Source organism: Rhodococcus sp. NPDC003318 (assembly GCF_042879035.1).
GTDB lineage: Bacteria > Actinomycetota > Actinomycetes > Mycobacteriales > Mycobacteriaceae > Rhodococcus_G.
Window position 1 is genome coordinate 22,676 of sequence record NZ_JBIAOU010000017.1, and the last position, 18,068, is coordinate 40,743.

Here is an 18,068-nt window from a genome sequence, read left to right on the forward strand (position 1 = left end):
GGGGGCCGCTTGCGACAGCGGGAGGAAAGATCGGGACGTTTCCTCACTCCCGGCTCGATGCCCGGTGACGGGCGTCACCTCGAGACTGGACGGACATCGACCGAGAACGAGGAGTGACGTCGTGCGAGCAGTGCTCAAGACCGCGCCCGAGCCGGGATTCGACCTGGTGACCGACCATCGCGAGAGGGACCTCGCGCCCGGCCAGGTGCGTCTCGAGGTGGGCGCGGTGTCGGTGTGCGGCACCGACCGGGAGACGTACGAGTACGGGCCGTCGGTCCGCGACCTGGGGCTGCGACTGCCCGTGGTCACCGGCCACGAGTGCGCGGGCACCGTCGTCGAGACGGCGCGGGACGTCACGACGCTGCGTGTCGGAGACCGGGTCGCGGTCGAGACGCATGTGGCGTGCGGGGACTGCTTCCAGTGCCGCCGCGGCAACGGCCACAACTGCCTGCACATGGATCTGCTCGGCCTGACCGTCGACGGCGCGTTCGCCGAACGCGTCGTGCTGCCGGCGTCGACGTGCTTCCGGCTCCCGGACGAACTGACCCTCGAGGCGGCCGCGCTGCTCGAGCCCGCGGGCAGCGCGATGCACGCGGTGCAGCGCAGTGGGCTCGACCTCGACGGCGCCCACGTGCTGGTCAGCGGCGCCGGCCCCATCGGGCTCGCGGCGCTGCAGATCGCGCGGGCGAAGGGCGCGCATGTGCTGGTGGTCGAGCCGAACCCGCACCGCGCCGCGATGGCGGCCGACCTCGGCGGCACGCTGCTGGAGGCGGGCGAGGAGCTGGCCGAGCGGGTGCACGAACTGACCGGGCCCGCCGAGGGCGTGGACCTGGTGCTCGAGTGTTCCGGTGCAGTGCCCGCCCTCGAGGCCGGGCTGCAGGTCGCGCGCCGCGAGGGGACCGTCGTCAGCGTCGGGCTGACGAACCGTCCGCTGGAACTGAGTGCGACCCGGCACCTGATCAGCCGCGGCCTCACCCTCAAGGGCAGCTTCGGTCGCCGCATCTGGGATTCGTGGACCGAGCTCACCGGCCTCGTCGCGGCCGGGTCCGTCGACCTGTCCCGACTGATCTCGCACCGGATGGAACTCGAGGATGTCGAGACGGCGATCGACCTGCTCACGGCCGACGCGTGCAAGGTGGTGCTCTACCCGCAGGGCCTGCGCGAGGGAAGCGTCGTGCCGGCGGCGGCGGTCAGCGCGCGCTGAGCGCGGGGAACGGGTCGAGCCCCTCGGCCCGCATCAGATCCGCGACGCGCAGACCCAGGTGCAGGTGCAGCCGCACGTTGCCGTCGTCGAGGTCGACGCCGATCGCGTCGCGGATCCGGTCCAGCCGGTAGTACAGCGTGGTGCGGTGGATGAACAGGGCGTCGGCCGCGGCGGGCCCCGATCCGGCGTGGTCGAGGAAGGCCCGCAGGGTGTCGAGGAGGCGTCCGGACCGGTCGACCTCGGCGAGGCGACGGAGTTCGTGGGGCACGGCGGTGACGTCGAGTTCGGCGGTCGGGATCCGCGCGAGGACGCCGAGCACCCCGGCGCGTTCCCAGGCCACCACCGGATCGGCGCCGAGCCGTCGTGCGATGGTTGCCGCCAGCCCCGCCTGCCGGGCGGAGAGCCACGCGTCGGCGAGTCCCGGGGCCGGCGCCCCCACCCCGGCCGTGACCGTCGCGCCCCGACCCGCGACGTCGGCGGCATCACGGGCCATCGCCGTCGCCTCCGCGACGACCGTGTCGAGACCGCGCGCCGCGGTGGCGAGATACACGAGGTGACCGGTGTGGCCGGTGACCGTGTGCAGGGCGTCGCCGCGGCTGCGTGAGCGCGCCGCCACCAGTGCGTGACGCAGGGCGATCGCCGTCAGATCTGCGTCGGTTCCGGGGCCGAAAGACAGTGTGACGACCCGGATTTCACCCGGCGCAGCGTGCAGCTCCGCGAGAGCTGCCTCGCGGGCCGCCTCGTCGGCGCCGAGCACCGCGGCCACAGCCGCCTCCGACCGCGCCGAGTCCTGCGGTGCGCTGTCGGCGACCATCAGCGGCGCGATCTCCGCGGCCACCTCACCGATGCGGTCGAGATCGGCGTCGGTGACGCTGCCGTCGGCGTCGATCACCAGGATCATTCCGAGCACCTCGCCGCGCCACCGGATCGGGACACCCGCCCGGGCGTGCAGACCGAGCGCCTCGGAGCCCGGGATGCGGCCGGGCCGGGTCCAGTGACCGACGCCGCTCGAGAGCAGGAAACCGATCGCCTCACTGCCCGCGTCGCGGTTGAGCATCGCGCGGATCCGGACGGGGTCCTCGTCACCGAAGTGGCGGCTCGCGAACAGCATCCGCACGTCGGGGTCGTTGACGACGACCGACCGGCCGAGCTCGTCGGCGAACCGGTCGACGACGGCCTGCACGCTGTCCCGCGACATGTGGCGGATCGTACCCGCGGGCCGCTCCGCCGAGACCGGGCCGCCGAGGACCGGCCTTCGACAAAGAGAGGAAACTGGGTGTCGGGGCTTCGTCAGCCAACGGTCGTGACGCAGGTCACCCCGGGTGCAAGGTGGATGAGCCCGTCACCAGGCGACGGGTCCTGGAGACGAGACTGGAGCGACGATGACGTCACCAACCCACCTGACGGCCCCGCCGGTGCCGGAGGAGAACGACCAGATGGCGAACCGCGTGATGCGGAAGGTCGCGATGCGCCTGATCCCGTTCCTGGGTCTGGCGTACTTCCTCAACTACATCGACCGCACGAACATCTCGTTCGCGAAGCTGACGATGAGCGAGGACCTCGGCCTGACCGAGACCATGTACGGCCTCGCCAGCGGCCTGTTCTTCGTCGGCTACATCCTGCTCGAGGTGCCGAGCAACCTGGCGCTCCACAAATTCGGGGCGCGCCGCTGGATCGCCCGCATCCTGGTCTCCTGGGGCGCCATCGCCGCTCTCATGGCGTTCGTGCCCAACGCGACCTGGCTGAACATCTCCCGCGTGATGCTCGGCGTCGCCGAAGCCGGGTTCTTCCCGGGCATCATGCTCTACCTGATGTTCTGGTTCCCGCGGTCCGTGCGCGTCCGGTTGGTCGGCGTGTTCATGGTCGCGCTGCCGCTCTCGAGTGCGCTCGGCTCGCCGATCTCGGCGGCGATCATCCAGTACTGGCACGGACTGTTCGGCCTCGAGGGCTGGCGCGTGATGTTCCTCGTCGAGGGCATCCCGACCGTCGTGCTCGGCCTCGTCGCCTGGTTCTACCTGACCGACCGTCCGCGCCACGCGAAGTGGCTCACAGTGGAGGAACGCACCTGGCTCGACCGGAAGATGGAGTCCGAGCACTCCCAGACGGCCGTGACCGGTCACGTCTCGGCCCGCAGCTCGCTGCGCAACCCGATGGTGTGGCTGCTCGGCCTGACCTACTTCGGCATCGGCTACGGCCTCTTCGCGATCAGCTTCTTCCTGCCCACGATCGTCGCCGGATTCGCGAAGCAGTTCGACACGACGTTCTCGATCGCCCAGAACGGGCTGATCGTCGCGATCCCGTTCCTGCTCGCCTCGATCGCGATGATCCTGTGGTCCCGCCGGTCCGACCGGCACCAGGAACGCATGTGGCACGTCATCGCACCCGCCGTCCTGGCCACGGTCAGCGTGCCCGTCGCGATGTACATGAACAGCCCGTTCCTCACGATGGTCGTCATCAGCCTGACCGCGATCGGCATCTTCTCCGCCCTCCCGATCTTCTGGTACCTGCCGACGACCTTCCTCACCGGCGCCGGCGCCGCCGCGGGCATCGCCCTGGTGAACACGATCGGTGCGTCCGCCGGCCTGCTGGCCCCGTACGTGACCGGATGGCTCCTCGACGCGACCGGCTCGTCGAAGGCCGGGCTGTGGGTGGTCGGCGCATTCATGGCGATGGCCGTGGGCCTGCTGCTCGTCCTGCGGACGCGGCTCGTCCAGGCCGGGGAGAAGCAGCTCACCGTCTGAGTCCGGGGACCCGTTCCACACCTTCTTCCAGCGGCTCGTCCGGTCGGTCCGGCCTGGACGAGCCGCTGGCGGCGCGTCGGGGCCGTCAGCGCGGACCGCTCCGGGCCCGCAGGCGGTCCGCGTTCGTGAGGATCACCTCGCGCAGCGCGGATTCCGGTTCGCTCAGCAGGGTGCGGCGCGACACCAGGACGAACTCGATCTCGCCGGCATCCGGAAGTCCGTGTCCCCGAACGGGTTCGAGGCCGGGCGGTGGGAGGCTCCCGGCGTGCAGCACCACACCGAGTCCGGCGAGCGCGGCCGCGCGCAGACCGTTGAGGCTGTCGGTGGTGCAGGTGACGCGGGCTCCGCGTCCGGTGCGGCGCAGAACGTCCAGTGCCACCTCCCGCGTCAGCGACGGCGGCGGGTAGGTCACCAGCGGGACCGGTCCGTCCGGGTCCAGGACGAATCCCGGCGCGGCATGGAAGGCGAGCCGGTCACGGAAGATGAGCTCGCCGTGCTGCTCACCCGGCCGCCGCTTGCCGAACATCAGGTCGAGCGTGTTGTCGGCCAGCGCCCGGTGCAGATCCTCGCTCAGTCCCACCGTCAGCTCGAGGTCCACCCGGGGGTGGCCGCGCCGGAATTCGCCGAGGATCTCCGGCAGCTCGTTGAGCACCAGATCCTCCGACGCACCGAACCGGAGCCGGCCGCTGACCGTCGATCCCGCGAAGTACCGCTGGGCGGCCTCCTGCCGGTCGAGGATGTCCTGCGCGAAGCCGACCATCGCGGACCCGTCTGCGGTCAGCTCCACCCGGTGGGTGTCCCGGAGGAACAACTGCCGGCCGACGGCCTGCTCGAGCTTGGCGACGTGCTGACTGACGGTGGACTGACGCATGCCGAGGCGGCGAGCGGCGGCCGAGAAACCGCGTTCACGCTCGACGGCGAGGAAGCTGCGCAGCTGGATCGGGTCGTACACGACACCCATCCAATCACGATTCGTGATCGCAGTAATCACAGCAATCGAGTTCACGAATGACCGGCCTGGCATTTACCGTCTAGTGATGCTCTCGAAGTTCCCCCTGCTCGGACGGCTCGACCCGTTCCTGCTCGCCATCCTCACGACCGTCGCGGTCGCGGCGCTGCTGCCGGCGCAGGGCGTCGCCCTCGACACCGTCGCCTGGGCGGCGAAGATCGCCATCGGCCTGCTCTTCTTCCTCTACGGAGCGCGGCTGTCCACGCAGGAGGCGATCGAGGGCCTCAAGCACTGGCGCCTGCACGCCACCATCCTGGCGACCACGTTCGTGGTGTTCCCGCTGCTCGGGCTCGCGGCGAAGGTGCTCGTGCCGTCGGTCCTGACCGATCCGCTGTACCTCGGCCTGCTCTACCTGTGCCTGCTGCCCTCGACCGTCCAGTCGGCGATCGCGCTGGTGTCCGTGGCTCGCGGCAACATCCCCGGCGCCGTGGTGTCGTCCAGTGCGTCGAGCATGCTCGGGATCTTCGTCACCCCGGTCTTCGTCGCCCTGACCATGTCGACGCAGGGCGTGACGTTCAGCGCATCCGCGGTCGTCGAGATCGTGCTCATGCTGCTCGTCCCGTTCGTCGCGGGCCAGCTGCTGCGACGGTGGATCGGCGGATGGGTCAAGGAGCACGGCAAGCCGCTCAAGCTCGTGGACCGCGGCTCGATCATGCTGGTCGTGTACGTGGCGTTCAGCCGCGGCATGAACGAGGGCATCTGGTCGATGCTCTCGGTCGGGCGGCTGCTGGCCCTCGTCGGCGTCTGCATCGTGCTGCTCGCGATCGTCCTCGCGCTCACCTGGTACGGCTCGGCCCGCCTCGGCTTCGAGTACGAGGACCGCGCCGCGATCCTGTTCTGCGGTTCGACGAAATCCCTCGCCACCGGCCTCCCGATGGCGACGGTGCTGTTCCCCGGCCAGCCGATCGGCCTGATCGTGATGCCGCTCATGCTGTTCCACCAGATCCAGCTGCTCACCTGCGCAGCGATCGCGGCGCGGCTGGCCACACGCCTTCCCGTCCCGGTACCGACCGCCTAGAACTCCGCGTCGACCCCTTCCCTTCGCGGGGATCGGATCCAATTTCCCCGAAGCGGACGCGTCGCGCACCGGACTCGCCCACCCGAATGGGGACAGGCCGTCTCCGCAGGCATGCCGACGATTGGTCCTTTCTGGCAATCCACCGACCCAACTGACGGGCGAATGCCAGGCTCCTGCCACCACCCGGCCAGACTCGGTCCGTAGAACAGAACCCATGGATATCAACCACTTCCACCACGCCATCAACAACGCCCTCCAGATCCCCGGCGGCTTCGGCCCGCAGGCACCCCTGCCCCAGGTCCCCCAGGCGCAGCACCAGGCACCGGCACTGTTCTTCGGCAGCTGACCCCAGGCCACTCCCCCTCGGCACCCCCGCCCCTGACCAAGGGACGGGGGTGCCGGCACGTACGGGGCGGGTCGACCTGCGCCATCCACATTGCTGCACAGCCTTTTCCACACCTGTGGACGAACGCGCCGGTCGTCACCCGCCCCGGACGACATACGACCTGCGATGCCGACCGTGACGTTCCCCGAGGAGCGTTGCAGTGACACGACATCCGTCATCCCGCCGCGCACGCGCGCGGACACGAGCCCCCGATTCCGGAAATCCCAGTCCCTTCAGGAGCGGTCACACATGGTCACGCTCGGCGCCGACGACACCGCACGAATCCGAGTGCGGCGACTGGCAGGAACCTTTCATCTCCTCCACACCGGCGGCCCAGCAAGCTCGCCAATGATGAATCTTGTCAGAAGGAAAGGTTCGAGAACGGCGAGGATTTGCCGTCGACGAGGAGGTACATCCGTGAAGAAGATACTGATCAAGGCAGCCACTGTCGGCACCCTCGGACTCGCGGCCGTCGGGATCGGGGCGGGTGTCGCCAGTGCCGATCCCGCCCAGAATCCGGGACATAGCCAGAACCAGAACCAGGGGCAGAACCAGAACCAGAACCAGGGTCCCCAGAACCAGGGACAGAACCAGGACCTGGAGCGGAGGGTCGATCAGCTCAAGCAGCGGTACCCGCAGTTCGCACCGCAGATCCAGCAGTTCCACCAGCAGTTCCCGCAGGCCGAGATTCCCACCGAGATCTTCTTCGGCTCGTAGCGGTCCGGCGGGTCTGTTGTGACGGACGAGGATGTCCCCACGACAGACCCGTCTCCGGCCGAGAGACGAGCACGCCCCTCGGCCGGTGGGGTGCTCAGGCCTTGTCGCGCAACCAACCCGCGAGCCAGCTGGTCGGGGTGTTGCCCGCGCCGTCGACGACGTAGCTCTGGTAGTTCTGGTGTGCGCCCGACCCGTAGAACTGGGTGAGCTGACCGACACGCTGGTCGTTCGCGGGCTCGGACAGCTGCTGCTGCAGGACGGGGATCCCGCCGGCCTGGAACAGGTCACCGAGAATGGCGCCGGCCTCCGGCACGTAGTTCGGCGAATCCGAGGACCCGGGGTCGGAGTTGGTAGCCGCGAACCCGGCCATCCGGGTGACGTAGTCCTGCTGCTCGGTGGAGCAGTACAGGTCGCCCGGTGCGCAGAACGTCACGGTGCGGTCGCTGATCCAGCCGAATCCGCCGGGCCGCGGGCCGCCGGCGCCGCCGCCGGGCACCCACGGTCCGATCAGCACGTCGGTGGGAGAACGCTTCGGATCCGACAGCAGTCCGACCGCGGCGACGCGCTCCGGCCGGATGGAGCTGAGTCCGGTGCCGATCTCGTTCGCCAGATCGCCGGCCGCGTCGGCGCCCTGGCTGTAGCCGATGATCCCGAAGCGGGTGTTCCCGCAACTCGCCTGCATCGCCTCGAGCATGCCGCGGGCGTTGTCCGTGGCCTGCTTCCTCGACGCCCCGTACACCTCACCCTCCCACGGGAACGCGGTCGCGGAGTACTGGACGTAGTCGGCGCGGATGTCGGCGCCACGCAGTCGGTTCGTGACGTCCGCGAGCATGCCCGGGCCGCCCTGTTTCTCGGCGGTGTCGCCGGTCTCCCATGTCCCGGGGATCGCGACCACATACAGGCTCGGGCAGCTTCCGGGAGCTGCCTGCGCCGGCGCTGCGACAGCCAGCACACCCGCAGCGACACCGACGACCGCCGCGGCCGTCGCCACGAACTTCCTCAGGCTCATCGAGCCAACCCCCTACATGTTCCTGCTCACCTGATCAACCGACCAGGCGATGCTGACACCGTGATGTGTCCAAAAGATGCACAAGTGGTGAAGAAACGTTACCCCGGCAAACCGGTCGACATCGAGTTCATATCGAAATTGCCCGCCGCACACCCCAATCGCCGGTCCCGACGACCTCGCGCGGGCGCGTGCGGGCGAGAATGACGGCATGGTCGACACCCCGGTCCTGCTCACCATCGGCTCCGTCTGCATCGGCTTCGTCCTCTTCGTCACCGCGGCGAGTGGCGCGCGCGGACGGTGGAACCGCGTGCTGGTGATCGGCCTGTTCGTGGTCGCGGTCTGCTTCCTCACCCTGGTGCCGCTGACGGTCGCGCTCACCGCGGGAGTCTGAGCGCTGGCCCGAGCCGGCACCCCGGGCACGGTCAACGTCTGCGGCGCCGACGCCGAGTCGATGAAGCCGGCCGAACCGACGAACTCGGCGGTGACGTTGAACGTGCCCGCGCCGGCGAACGTCGTCGGCAGCGTCGCCGTCCCGTTCACCACCGGTACCGGAGCGCCGAGCGGCTCGTCGCCGAGCTTGAACTGCACCGTGCCGGTGGCGTTGGACGGGACGACCGACGCCGTCAACGTGACCGGCTGACCCGTCACGACGGTCCCGACCGGCGCGAGGGTGGTGGTGGTCTGCACATCCGCGGCCGGGGCGTTCGTGACGCTGACCGGGTACGCCGGTGCGACGGATGCGGCGACTCCCGCGGTGCCCGAGTACCGGGCGACCACGCTGTGCGTGCCGGTGGCGGTGAACGTGTAGGGCGCGACCGCGACACCGTCGCTGCCGACCGTCCCGGTCACCTTGTCACCGCCGTCGACGGTGAACTCCACCGTGCCGCCCTGGACCGCGGGGGTCACCTGCGCGTACAGATTGACGTCCTGGCCGACGTACGCCTTCGTCGGTGCCGTCATCGCGACACTGGTGACGATGTCGTCGGTGCTGACGCTGACCTCTTCGGCGCGGACGTCGACCCGACGAACCCGGTGGCGCCCGAGTACACGGCCGTGACCGCGTGGTCCCCGTCGGTGTCGAAGGTGTGGGCCGTCGTCGCCGCCCCGTTCACGACGTTCACCGGCCCGCCGATCGGCGTCCCGTCGACGGAGAACTGCACGGTGCCACCGTTCGCGGCGGGATCGACGTCGGCGGTGAGCGTGACCTCGTCACCGTTCTTGACCGCGCCCGGCGCGGACACCGTGGTGGTGGTCTGCTTGTCCGCCTCCACGATCCGTGTCGAGGCCAGCGGGCCGGCACCCGAGTTGAGCGGAGCGGTCGAACTGTCGCGCGGCGAGCACTGCGTGGGCGCCCACGCGGTGATGAGGAGCGTCGCCTCCGGAAGGAACGTCAGATAGTTCTTGTCGTTGCCGTAGGTCCCGGCCTCGCCCGCGGTGCGGAGCTTGACGTCCACCGTGCCCGACGGCCCGGCCTCGAGCCGGACCTTCACCTGGGGCAGTTGGAACACGGTGTTCGTGCCCGGCTGCGCCAGGGCGACGATGCCGCCCCGGGAATTCTTGCTCGCGGTGGGGCTGTTGCCGATGACCTGGTTGTTGCCGGACAGCCGCAGGATCGTGCCGTTCGCATCCACGGCGCCGGACTCGTTGACCCGCAACAGGTTCGGCGCCACACCACTGAGTCCGGAGCTGGTGCCCGCGACGATCTCGGAACTGACGATCGACGCGTTCTGCGGCACCTCCATGTCGACCTTGAGCCGGGACACGCTCTGCAGTGCCGAGCCGGAGTTCGAGTTCGGGACGCTGAGCGGCGGCGCCGTCACCACGACGTCGTACTCCTCCCCCGCATTCACGGACGCCGGCGCGTCCACCACGATCGACGCTTCCTGAGTCTGGCTCTGCGGCCCGGCGACCGCGGACGGCGTCGCCAGGCACGTGTTGTCGAAGGTGACGGTGCTGGGCACCGCCTGGGCCGGCACGCCGGCCAGCACAGTGGCGCCGGCGACGACGCCGACACCGAGGGGTGTGACGAGCCGGCGAATCTTCTTGTTCTGCACGAATTCTCCTACAGCTGGGTCGATGATGCCGGATTGCCGTCAGGAACCGAAGGTGGCGCTGCCGGTACCGCCGGGAGTGCTCGGGGCGGAGACGGTGAGCACGGTCGGTCCGGAGATCGAGTCCTTGAATCCGCCGCCACCGACGAAGCCGGCGGTCACCGCGTAGGTGCCCTCGGTGTCGAAGGTGTGCGTGAGGGTGGCGACTCCGTTGACCACCGGGACGGGAGCACCGATCGCGGTGGTGCCCGCCCTGAACTGCACGGTGCCGTCGGCGTTGGCGGGATCGATCGTGGCAGTGAGGGTGACGGCCTGACCGACGACCGCACCACCCGTCACCGCAAGGGCCGTCGAGGTGGCCGCGCGGGTGTCGGGCTCGGTCACGGTGACGGAGAAGCCGGCGGAGGAGGACGGGGTGAATCCGGTGGTACCGGTGTACTCGGCGACCACGTTCGCGGTGCCCGCGGAGTCGAAGGTGTGCGGCAGGACCGCGACACCGTCACCGGTGCCGACGGGGGCGGTCCCGATCACGGTGCCGTCGATCAGGAATCGCACGTCACCGCCTCTGGGGATCGGAAAGACGATGGCGGACAGGTTGACCGGGGTGCCGACCACAGCGTTGCCCGGCGAGGTGACGGTGGTGGTGGTGGTGCCGAAGTCGGCATCGGTGACGCTGAGCGCGGACGCGGCGGACGTGGAGTTCAGGTACCCCCCGGTGCCGACGAAGTTCGCGGTGACGTCGTGCGAGCCGGCCTCGACGAACCTGTGCGTCAGTGTGACCTGCCCGTTCACCACGGCTACGGGCGCACCGAGATTCGTTGCGCCGGTGGTGAACTGCACCTGCCCGGTCGCACCCGACGGCGTGACGGTGGCGGTGAAGGTGACGCCGTCCCCGACCACGGCGGTGGCCGGAGCACTCAGGGTCGTGGTGGTGTCGGCCGTGACGTCGACGGTCTTCGCTCCGGACACGGAATCGTGGAAGCCGGCGCCCGCGGTGAACGTGGCGGTGACGGCGTGCGCACCGACCGCGTCGAAGGTGTGCGACAGGGTGGCGACGCCACCCGAGACGGTCACCGGGCCGCCGATGTTCGCGGCGCCGTCCTTGAACTGGACGGAGCCGACCGCGTTCGCCGGGCCGACGTTGGCGGTGAGGGTGACGGGCTCACCCGTCTTGGCGGTCGCGGGCACCTGCAGGTCGGTGGTCGTGTTCACCGACGGGTCGGCGACCTCGACCTTCACGTTGAACGGATTGCCGCCGCGGTCGCCCGAGGACCAGGTGTTCGGGGCGCCGACGAGAACGCCGCTGTCGTAGACGCCGAACGGGTGGTTGGCGGGAACCGTGTACCTGGTCTCGGAGGACGACGGGTTGGCCGTTCTTCACCACGAACCCGCCGACGAGGAACGTGCAGCCGCTGCTGCAGTGGCGGTGACGCCGCCGTCGCTGTTGTTGGTGAGGGTGGCCCGGGTGGTCACGCCGGTGTAGGTGGCGACGGCGGCCGAGGCCGCGATCATCGGTGCCGCGAGGCGACGGGGCAGACTCAGGTGCACGGCTACCTCCTCGGGAACCACACGAGGTGGCCCATGTTGTGATCACAGTCACATGTCAGCCGAGGAAGATACCCGTCACGAAAAGATCACGAACGATTTTGCTGTACATCCGTCCAAGATTGATGGACATTCGTTCAGTTTGTGAGAACCCACTGGTGAAAGCGAAACCCGCCGCCCCGGACGGATCCGGGACGGCGGGTTGCTGAAGAGGTGCCGGGCGACGCTGACCGGCGCCCGGTGCCTACCGCTGGGGAGCGGCTGACGGCACGATCGGCGAGGGCAGTGCGGTCTCACCCTCGAGGAACTTGTCCACGGCGGCCGCGCACGCGCGACCCTCCGCGATGGCCCACACGATCAGGGACTGACCGCGGCCCATGTCACCGGCGACGAAGACGCCGTCGACGTTGGTGACCCACTCGTTCGACCGGGCGACGTTGCCGCGGTCGGTGAGGTCCACACCGAGATCGGTGAGCAGGCCGGGCTTCTCCGGTCCGACGAAGCCCATCGCGAGCAGCACCAGGTCGGTCTCGAGCTCGAAGTCCGAGCCCTCCACCTTCTGGAAGCGGCCGTCGACCATCTGCACCTCGTGCGCCTTCAGGCCGGTGACCTTGCCGTTCTCGCCGACGAACTGCTCGGTGTTCACGGAGAACACCCGCTCGCCGCCCTCCTCGTGCGCCGAGGACACCCGGTACATGAGCGGGTACGTCGGCCACGGGGTGGAGTCCGCGCGGGTCTCCGGCGGACGCGGCATGATCTCGAACTGGTGCACGATCTCCGCGCCCTGACGCAGCGAGGTGCCCAGGCAGTCGGCGCCGGTGTCGCCGCCACCGATGATGACGACCTTCTTGCCCTCGGCCGTGATGGTCGGGGCGTCGAGATCGCCGAGCTGCACGCGGTTGGCGATCGGCAGGAACTCCATCGCCTGGTGGACGCCGTCGAGCTCCCGGCCGGGGATCGGCAGGTCGCGGGCGTCGGTGGCGCCGCCGGCGAGCACGACCGCGTCGAACTCGGCCTTGAGCTCGTCCGCGGTGATGTCGACACCGACGTTGACGCCGGTCCGGAAGACGGTGCCCTCGGACTCCATCTGGACCAGGCGGCGGTCGATGTGCCGCTTCTCCATCTTGAACTCGGGGATGCCGTAACGCAGCAGACCGCCGATGCGGTCCGCGCGCTCGAACACCGTCACCGTGTGTCCGGCGCGGGTCAGCTGCTGCGCTGCGGCCAGACCCGCCGGGCCGGAACCGACGACCGCGACCTTCTTGCCGGTGAGGCTGGACGGCCGGATCGGCTTGACCCAGCCCTCGTCGAAGGCGCGGTCGATGATCTCGACCTCGACCTGCTTGATGGTGACCGGGTCCTGGTTGATGCCCAGGACGCAGGACGCCTCACACGGGGCCGGGCACAGCCGCCCGGTGAACTCCGGGAAGTTGTTCGTCGCGTGCAGCCGGTCGAAGCCCTCGCGCCACCGATCCTTGTAGATCAGGTCGTTCCACTCGGGAATCAGGTTCCCCAGAGGACAACCGTTGTGGCAGAAGGGGATACCGCAGTCCATGCAGCGGCTGGCCTGGGTGCGGAGGGTGTTCGAGTCGAAGTCCTCGTACACCTCCTTCCAGTCGAGCAGGCGCAGCGGCACCGGCCGCCGGACCGGGGTCTCGCGGGAGGTGTGCTTGAGGAAGCCATTCGGATCAGCCACGAGCTGCCTCCATGATCGCCTCGTCCACGTTCGTTCCGTTCTTCTTCGCGGTGTCGATCGCCACGAGCACCTTCTTGTAGTCGCGCGGCATGACCTTCGCGAAGTGATTGACCTGCTGCGACCAGTCGGCGAGGATGCGCGCGGCGACCTCGGATCCGGTCGTGTCCCGATGCCGCTCGACGACGCCCTTGAGCCAGGCGAAGTCGTCGTGCTCGAGGTCCTCGAGGTCCACCAGCTCGGTGTTGAGGTTGGCCTCGAAGGACTTGTCTGCGTTGTAGACGAACGCGACACCGCCGGACATGCCCGCGCCGAAGTTGCGTCCCGTCTGGCCGAGGATGACCACACGACCGCCGGTCATGTACTCACAGCCGTGATCGCCGACGCCCTCGACGACCGCGGTCGCACCCGAGTTGCGCACCGCGAACCGCTCGCCCGCGACACCGCGGATGAACGCCTCGCCGCCGGTGGCACCGAACAGGATGACGTTGCCGGCGATGATGTTGTCCTCGGCGACGAACCCGTCCGCCGCCTGCAGCGGCGGGCGCACCACGATGCGTCCACCGGACAGGCCCTTGCCGACGAAGTCGTTCGCGTCGCCCTGCAGCCGCAGCGTCATGCCCTTCGGCACGAAGGCGCCGAAGCTGTTGCCCGCGGAGCCGGTGAAGGTGATGTCGATGGTGTCGTCCGGCAGGCCTGCGCCGCCGTACGCCTTGGTCACCTCGTGGCCGAGCATGGTGCCGACCGTCCGGTTGACGTTGGTGATCTTCGACTCGATCTTCACGGCGGTGCCGTTGTCGATCGCCGGCCGGGCCTGGACGATCAGCTCCTGGTCCAGCGCCTTGTCTAGCGCGTGGTCCTGGGTGCCGCTGCAGTACAGGTCCTGATCCGGGAACACCGTCTCGGGCGCCGCGAGGATCGGGGACAAGTCCAGCTTGGACGCCTTCCACACCTCCTGCGCCTTCGTGGTGTCGAGCAGCTCGACCTGGCCGACCGCCTCGTTGAGGGTGCGGAAGCCCAGCTCGGCGAGCAGCTCGCGCACCTCCTCGGCGATGAACATGAAGAAGTTCTCGACGAACTCCGGCTTGCCGGTGAAGCGGCTGCGCAGCAGCGGGTTCTGCGTCGCGACACCCACGGGGCAGGTGTCGAGGTGGCAGACCCGCATCATGATGCAGCCGGACACCACCAGCGGCGCGGTGGCGAAACCGAACTCCTCGCCGCCGAGCAGCGTCGCGATCATCACGTCGCGGCCCGTCTTCATCTGGCCGTCGACCTGCACCACGATCCGGTCACGCAGACCGTTGAGCAGCAGCGTCTGCTGGGTCTCGGCGAGGCCGAGCTCCCACGGCGCACCCGCGTGCTTGAGCGAGGTCAGCGGGGAGGCACCGGTGCCGCCGTCGTGACCGGAGATGAGCACGACGTCGGCGTGTGCCTTCGACACACCCGCGGCGACGGTGCCGACGCCGACCTCGGAGACCAGCTTCACGTGGATGCGGGCCTGCGGGTTGGCGTTCTTCAGGTCGTGGATCAGCTGAGCGAGATCCTCGATCGAGTAGATGTCGTGGTGCGGCGGCGGCGAGATCAGGCCGACGCCCGGCGTCGAACCGCGCACCTCGGCGACCCACGGGTACACCTTGTGCGGGGGCAGCTGGCCACCCTCACCCGGCTTGGCACCCTGCGCCATCTTGATCTGGATGTCGGTGCAGTTCGTCAGGTAGTGCGAGGTGACGCCGAAACGTCCCGACGCGACCTGCTTGATCGCGGACCGACGCCAGTCGCCGTTCTCCTCGACGTCGAAGCGACGCACGTCCTCGCCGCCCTCACCCGAGTTGGAGCGGGCACCGAGACGGTTCATCGCGATCGCGAGGGTCTCGTGGGCCTCGGCCGAGATGGAGCCGTAGCTCATCGCGCCCGTCGAGAACCGCTTGACGATCTCGCTGGCCGGCTCGACCTCGTCGATCGAGATCGATTCGCGCACACCGGTCTTGAACTTGAAGAGGCCGCGCAGGGACGCCAGTCGCTCGGACTGGTCGTCGACCATCTTCGTGTACTCCTTGAAGATCGAGTACTGGCCGGTGCGGGTCGCGTGCTGCAGCTTGAACACCGTGTCCGGGTTGAACAGGTGGTACTCGCCCTCACGACGCCACTGGTACTCGCCGCCCACCTCGAGCTCGCGGTGCGCGCGCTCGGTGGGACGGTTCAGGTACGCCCGGCCGTGGCGGGACGCGACGTCGGCCGCGATCTCGTCGAGGCCGATGCCGTCGAGCTGCGAGTTCAGGCCGGTGAAGTACTCGTCGACGAGCTCCTGCGACAGGCCGATGACCTGGAACAGCTGCGCACCGGTGTACGACGCGAGGGTGGAGATGCCCATCTTGGACATCACCTTGAGCACACCCTTGCCCGCGGCCTTGATGTAGTTCTGCACACCCTTGTCGAACGTGACGCCGGTCAGCTCGCCCGACTCGATCATGTCCTCGATCGTCTCGAAGGCCATGTACGGGTTGATCGCCGCCGCACCGAAGCCGACGAGCGCCGCCATGTGGTGCACCTCGCGGGCGTCACCGGCCTCGACGACCAGGCCGACCTTCGTGCGGGACCGCTCGCGCACCAGGTGGTGGTGCACGGCCGAGGTCAGCAGCAGCGACGGGATCGGCGCGAACGTCTCGTTCGAGTTCCGGTCGGTGAGCACGATGAACTTGGCGCCGCCCGCGATCGCCTGCGACACCTGGTGCCGGACGTTGTCGAGCGCCACGCGCAGGCCCTCACCGCCGTCCGCGACCCGGTACAGACCGGGCACGACCACCGTGCGGAAGCCGGGGAACTCACCGTCGTCGTTGACGTGGACCAGCTTCGCGAGGTCGTCGTTGTGCAGGATCGGCGACGGCAGCAGCAGCTGCTTGCAGGAGTCCGGACCCGGGTTGAGCAGGTCGCGCTCGGGGCCGACGGTGCCCATGATGCTGGTGACGACCTCCTCGCGGATGGCGTCCAGCGGCGGGTTGGTGACCTGTGCGAACAGCTGCTGGAAGTAGTCGAACAGCATCCGCGGGCGGGTCGAGAGCACCGCGATCGGGGTGTCGGTGCCCATGGAGCCGAGCGCCTCGCCACCGGTCTTCGCCATCGGGGCGACGAGGAGGTTCAGTTCCTCGTTGGTGTAGCCGAACACCTGCTGACGGATCAGCACGCGCTCGTGGTTCATGTGCACGTACTCGCGCTCGGGCAGGTCCTCCATGCGGACCAGGCCGGCGTCGAGCCACTCCTGGTACGGCTCCGCCGCGGCGAGCTCGGACTTGATCTCGTCGTCGGAGACGATACGGCCCTGCGCGGTGTCCACGAGGAACATGCGGCCCGGCTGCAGGCGGGTCTTGCGGATCACCTTCTCCGGATCGATGTCGAGGACACCGACCTCGGAGGCCATGACGACGAGGCCGTCGTCGGTGACCCAGACGCGGCTCGGGCGCAGGCCGTTGCGGTCGAGCACGGCGCCGATGACGGTGCCGTCGGTGAAGCACACCGACGCCGGTCCGTCCCACGCCTCCATGAGCGCGGAGTGGTACTCGTAGAACGCCTTGCGGGCCGGGTCCATCGACTCGTGCCGCTCCCACGCCTCGGGGATCATCATCAGCACGGCGTGCGGCAGGCTGCGGCCACCGAGGTGCAGCATCTCGAGGACCTCGTCGAACCGGGCGGTGTCGGACGCGCCGGGCGTACAGACGGGGAAGATCTTCTCGAGCTTGCCCTCGCCGAACACGTCGGACTCGATGAGCGCCTCACGGGCCCGCATCCAGTTCTCGTTGCCGGTGACGGTGTTGATCTCGCCGTTGTGGGCGACGCGGCGGAACGGGTGCGCCAGCGGCCACGACGGGAAGGTGTTGGTGGAGAAGCGCGAGTGCACCAGGCCCAGCGCGGACTCCATCCGCTCGTCCTGCAGGTCGAGGTAGAAGCTCTTGAGCTGCGGCGTGGTCAGCATGCCCTTGTAGACGATGGTCTGCCCGGACAGGCTGGGGAAGTACACCGACTCGCGGCCCGGGCCGTCGGCGCCGGCTCCGCCGTCACCGAGCTCGTGCTCGACGCGCTTGCGGATCACGTACGCGCGGCGCTCCAGATCCATACCGGTGACCGACGCATCGGCGGCGGCCAGGAACACCTGCCGGAACGTCGGCATCGCGTCGCGGGCCATCGCACCGAGCGACGAACCGTCGGTGGGGACCTCGCGCCAGCCGAGAACCGTCAGGCCCTCCTCGGCGGCGATCTTCTCGACACCCGCGGCAGCCTCGTCGGCGGCGGCGGAACCCTGCGGCAGGAATCCGATACCGGTCGCGTAGGCGCCCTCGGCGGGCAGCTCGAAGTCGATGACCGCACGGAGGAACGAGTCGGGGACCTGCAGGAGGATGCCCGCACCGTCGCCGCTGTTCGGTTCCGCGCCGGCCGCACCGCGGTGCTCGAGGTTCACCAGAGCGGTGATCGCCTTGTCGACGATGTCGCGGCTGCGACGACCGTGCATGTCGACGACGAACGCGACACCACAGGCGTCGTGCTCGTTCGCGGGGTCATAGAGGCCCTGGGGTCCGAGAGACCGGTGGCCTGGAAATTGCTTCATACCTAGCCTTCGTGTGCGTGGAAATGCACAGACGACCAGCAACGCTGATGGCCATCACGTGGCAAAACGAGCGCCGACACAGCGTCGGATCGGCGCGCC

Annotated in this window: 14 protein-coding genes; 5 read left to right on the plus strand and 9 right to left on the minus strand. The window is 69.2% G+C overall.

The window, feature by feature from the left end; translation table 11 throughout:
* Positions 1 to 121 precede the first annotated feature (121 nt).
* The gene (locus ACFYVR_RS21440; protein WP_387476914.1) at positions 122 to 1,204 is read left to right on the plus strand and encodes a zinc-binding dehydrogenase; all 1,083 of its coding nucleotides are present in this window, start codon (positions 122 to 124) and stop codon (positions 1,202 to 1,204) included.
* Here the strand turns inward: ACFYVR_RS21440 and ACFYVR_RS21445 are convergent.
* A complete protein-coding gene (locus tag ACFYVR_RS21445) occupies positions 1,191 to 2,402 on the minus strand; it encodes a PucR family transcriptional regulator (protein ID WP_387476916.1) in 1,212 nt (403 codons plus the stop codon). The genes ACFYVR_RS21440 and ACFYVR_RS21445 overlap by 14 nt on opposite strands.
* A 184-nt stretch (positions 2,403 to 2,586) precedes the next feature.
* Here ACFYVR_RS21445 and ACFYVR_RS21450 point away from each other — a divergent pair, with 184 nt between their 5' ends.
* Complete coding sequence (locus ACFYVR_RS21450) at positions 2,587 to 3,945, plus strand: MFS transporter (protein WP_387476918.1); 1,359 nt, start codon at positions 2,587 to 2,589, stop codon at positions 3,943 to 3,945.
* An 85-nt stretch (positions 3,946 to 4,030) separates the two neighbouring features.
* Here ACFYVR_RS21450 and ACFYVR_RS21455 read toward each other — a convergent pair whose 3' ends face one another.
* Positions 4,031 to 4,897, minus strand: coding sequence for a LysR family transcriptional regulator (locus ACFYVR_RS21455; RefSeq protein ID WP_387477030.1), 867 nt, complete (start codon positions 4,895 to 4,897; stop codon positions 4,031 to 4,033).
* Between the two features lie 85 nt (positions 4,898 to 4,982).
* Here ACFYVR_RS21455 and ACFYVR_RS21460 point away from each other — a divergent pair, with 85 nt between their 5' ends.
* From ACFYVR_RS21460 to ACFYVR_RS21470, 3 genes are all read left to right on the plus strand, one after another.
* Positions 4,983 to 5,972, plus strand: coding sequence for a bile acid:sodium symporter family protein (locus ACFYVR_RS21460; protein WP_387476920.1), 990 nt, complete (start codon positions 4,983 to 4,985; stop codon positions 5,970 to 5,972).
* Positions 5,973 to 6,186: 214 nt separating this feature from the next.
* A complete protein-coding gene (locus ACFYVR_RS21465; RefSeq protein WP_387476922.1) occupies positions 6,187 to 6,318 on the plus strand; it encodes a hypothetical protein in 132 nt (43 codons plus the stop codon).
* Positions 6,319 to 6,774: 456 nt separating this feature from the next.
* Positions 6,775 to 7,074: a hypothetical protein gene (locus tag ACFYVR_RS21470; protein ID WP_387476924.1), complete on the plus strand. Its 300-nt coding sequence runs from the start codon at positions 6,775 to 6,777 to the stop codon at positions 7,072 to 7,074.
* Between the two features lie 94 nt (positions 7,075 to 7,168).
* Here ACFYVR_RS21470 and ACFYVR_RS21475 read toward each other — a convergent pair whose 3' ends face one another.
* From ACFYVR_RS21475 to gltB, 7 genes are all read right to left on the minus strand, one after another.
* On the minus strand, positions 7,169 to 8,083 hold the full coding sequence (locus tag ACFYVR_RS21475) for a cutinase family protein (protein WP_387476926.1): 915 nt from the start codon (positions 8,081 to 8,083) through the stop codon (positions 7,169 to 7,171).
* Between the two features lie 12 nt (positions 8,084 to 8,095).
* The gene (locus ACFYVR_RS21480) at positions 8,096 to 9,043 is read right to left on the minus strand and encodes an Ig-like domain-containing protein (protein WP_387476928.1); all 948 of its coding nucleotides are present in this window, start codon (positions 9,041 to 9,043) and stop codon (positions 8,096 to 8,098) included.
* A complete protein-coding gene (locus ACFYVR_RS21485) occupies positions 9,040 to 10,137 on the minus strand; it encodes an Ig-like domain-containing protein (protein ID WP_387476930.1) in 1,098 nt (365 codons plus the stop codon). The genes ACFYVR_RS21480 and ACFYVR_RS21485 overlap by 4 nt, the downstream gene beginning before the upstream one ends.
* 39 nt (positions 10,138 to 10,176) lie before the next feature.
* Positions 10,177 to 11,373, minus strand: coding sequence for an Ig-like domain-containing protein (locus tag ACFYVR_RS21490; protein WP_387476931.1), 1,197 nt, complete (start codon positions 11,371 to 11,373; stop codon positions 10,177 to 10,179).
* A gap of 138 nt (positions 11,374 to 11,511) precedes the next feature.
* Positions 11,512 to 11,682, minus strand: coding sequence for a hypothetical protein (locus ACFYVR_RS21495; protein WP_387476933.1), 171 nt, complete (start codon positions 11,680 to 11,682; stop codon positions 11,512 to 11,514).
* Between the two features lie 241 nt (positions 11,683 to 11,923).
* Complete coding sequence (locus ACFYVR_RS21500) at positions 11,924 to 13,375, minus strand: glutamate synthase subunit beta (RefSeq protein ID WP_387476935.1); 1,452 nt, start codon at positions 13,373 to 13,375, stop codon at positions 11,924 to 11,926.
* Positions 13,368 to 17,969 (minus strand): glutamate synthase large subunit, encoded by a 4,602-nt coding sequence (gltB, locus tag ACFYVR_RS21505; protein WP_387476937.1) that lies wholly within the window; start codon positions 17,967 to 17,969, stop codon positions 13,368 to 13,370. Before gltB ends, ACFYVR_RS21500 begins: the two co-directional genes overlap by 8 nt.
* Positions 17,970 to 18,068 lie beyond the last annotated feature (99 nt).

What these genes read in the sequence shown, in the direction of transcription:
- ACFYVR_RS21445 (WP_387476916.1), bottom strand. Translation starts at nt 2,402, where the DNA reads ATGTCGCGGGACAGCGTGCAGGCCGTCGTCGACCGGTTCGCCGACGAG.
- ACFYVR_RS21450 (WP_387476918.1), top strand. Translation starts at nt 2,587, where the DNA reads ATGACGTCACCAACCCACCTGACGGCCCCGCCGGTGCCGGAGGAGAAC.
- ACFYVR_RS21460 (WP_387476920.1), top strand. Translation starts at nt 4,983, where the DNA reads ATGCTCTCGAAGTTCCCCCTGCTCGGACGGCTCGACCCGTTCCTGCTC.
- ACFYVR_RS21465 (WP_387476922.1), top strand. Translation starts at nt 6,187, where the DNA reads ATGGATATCAACCACTTCCACCACGCCATCAACAACGCCCTCCAGATC.
- ACFYVR_RS21475 (WP_387476926.1), bottom strand. Translation starts at nt 8,083, where the DNA reads ATGAGCCTGAGGAAGTTCGTGGCGACGGCCGCGGCGGTCGTCGGTGTC.
- ACFYVR_RS21480 (WP_387476928.1), bottom strand. Translation starts at nt 9,043, where the DNA reads ATGACGGCACCGACGAAGGCGTACGTCGGCCAGGACGTCAATCTGTAC.
- gltB (WP_387476937.1), bottom strand. Translation starts at nt 17,969, where the DNA reads ATGAAGCAATTTCCAGGCCACCGGTCTCTCGGACCCCAGGGCCTCTAT.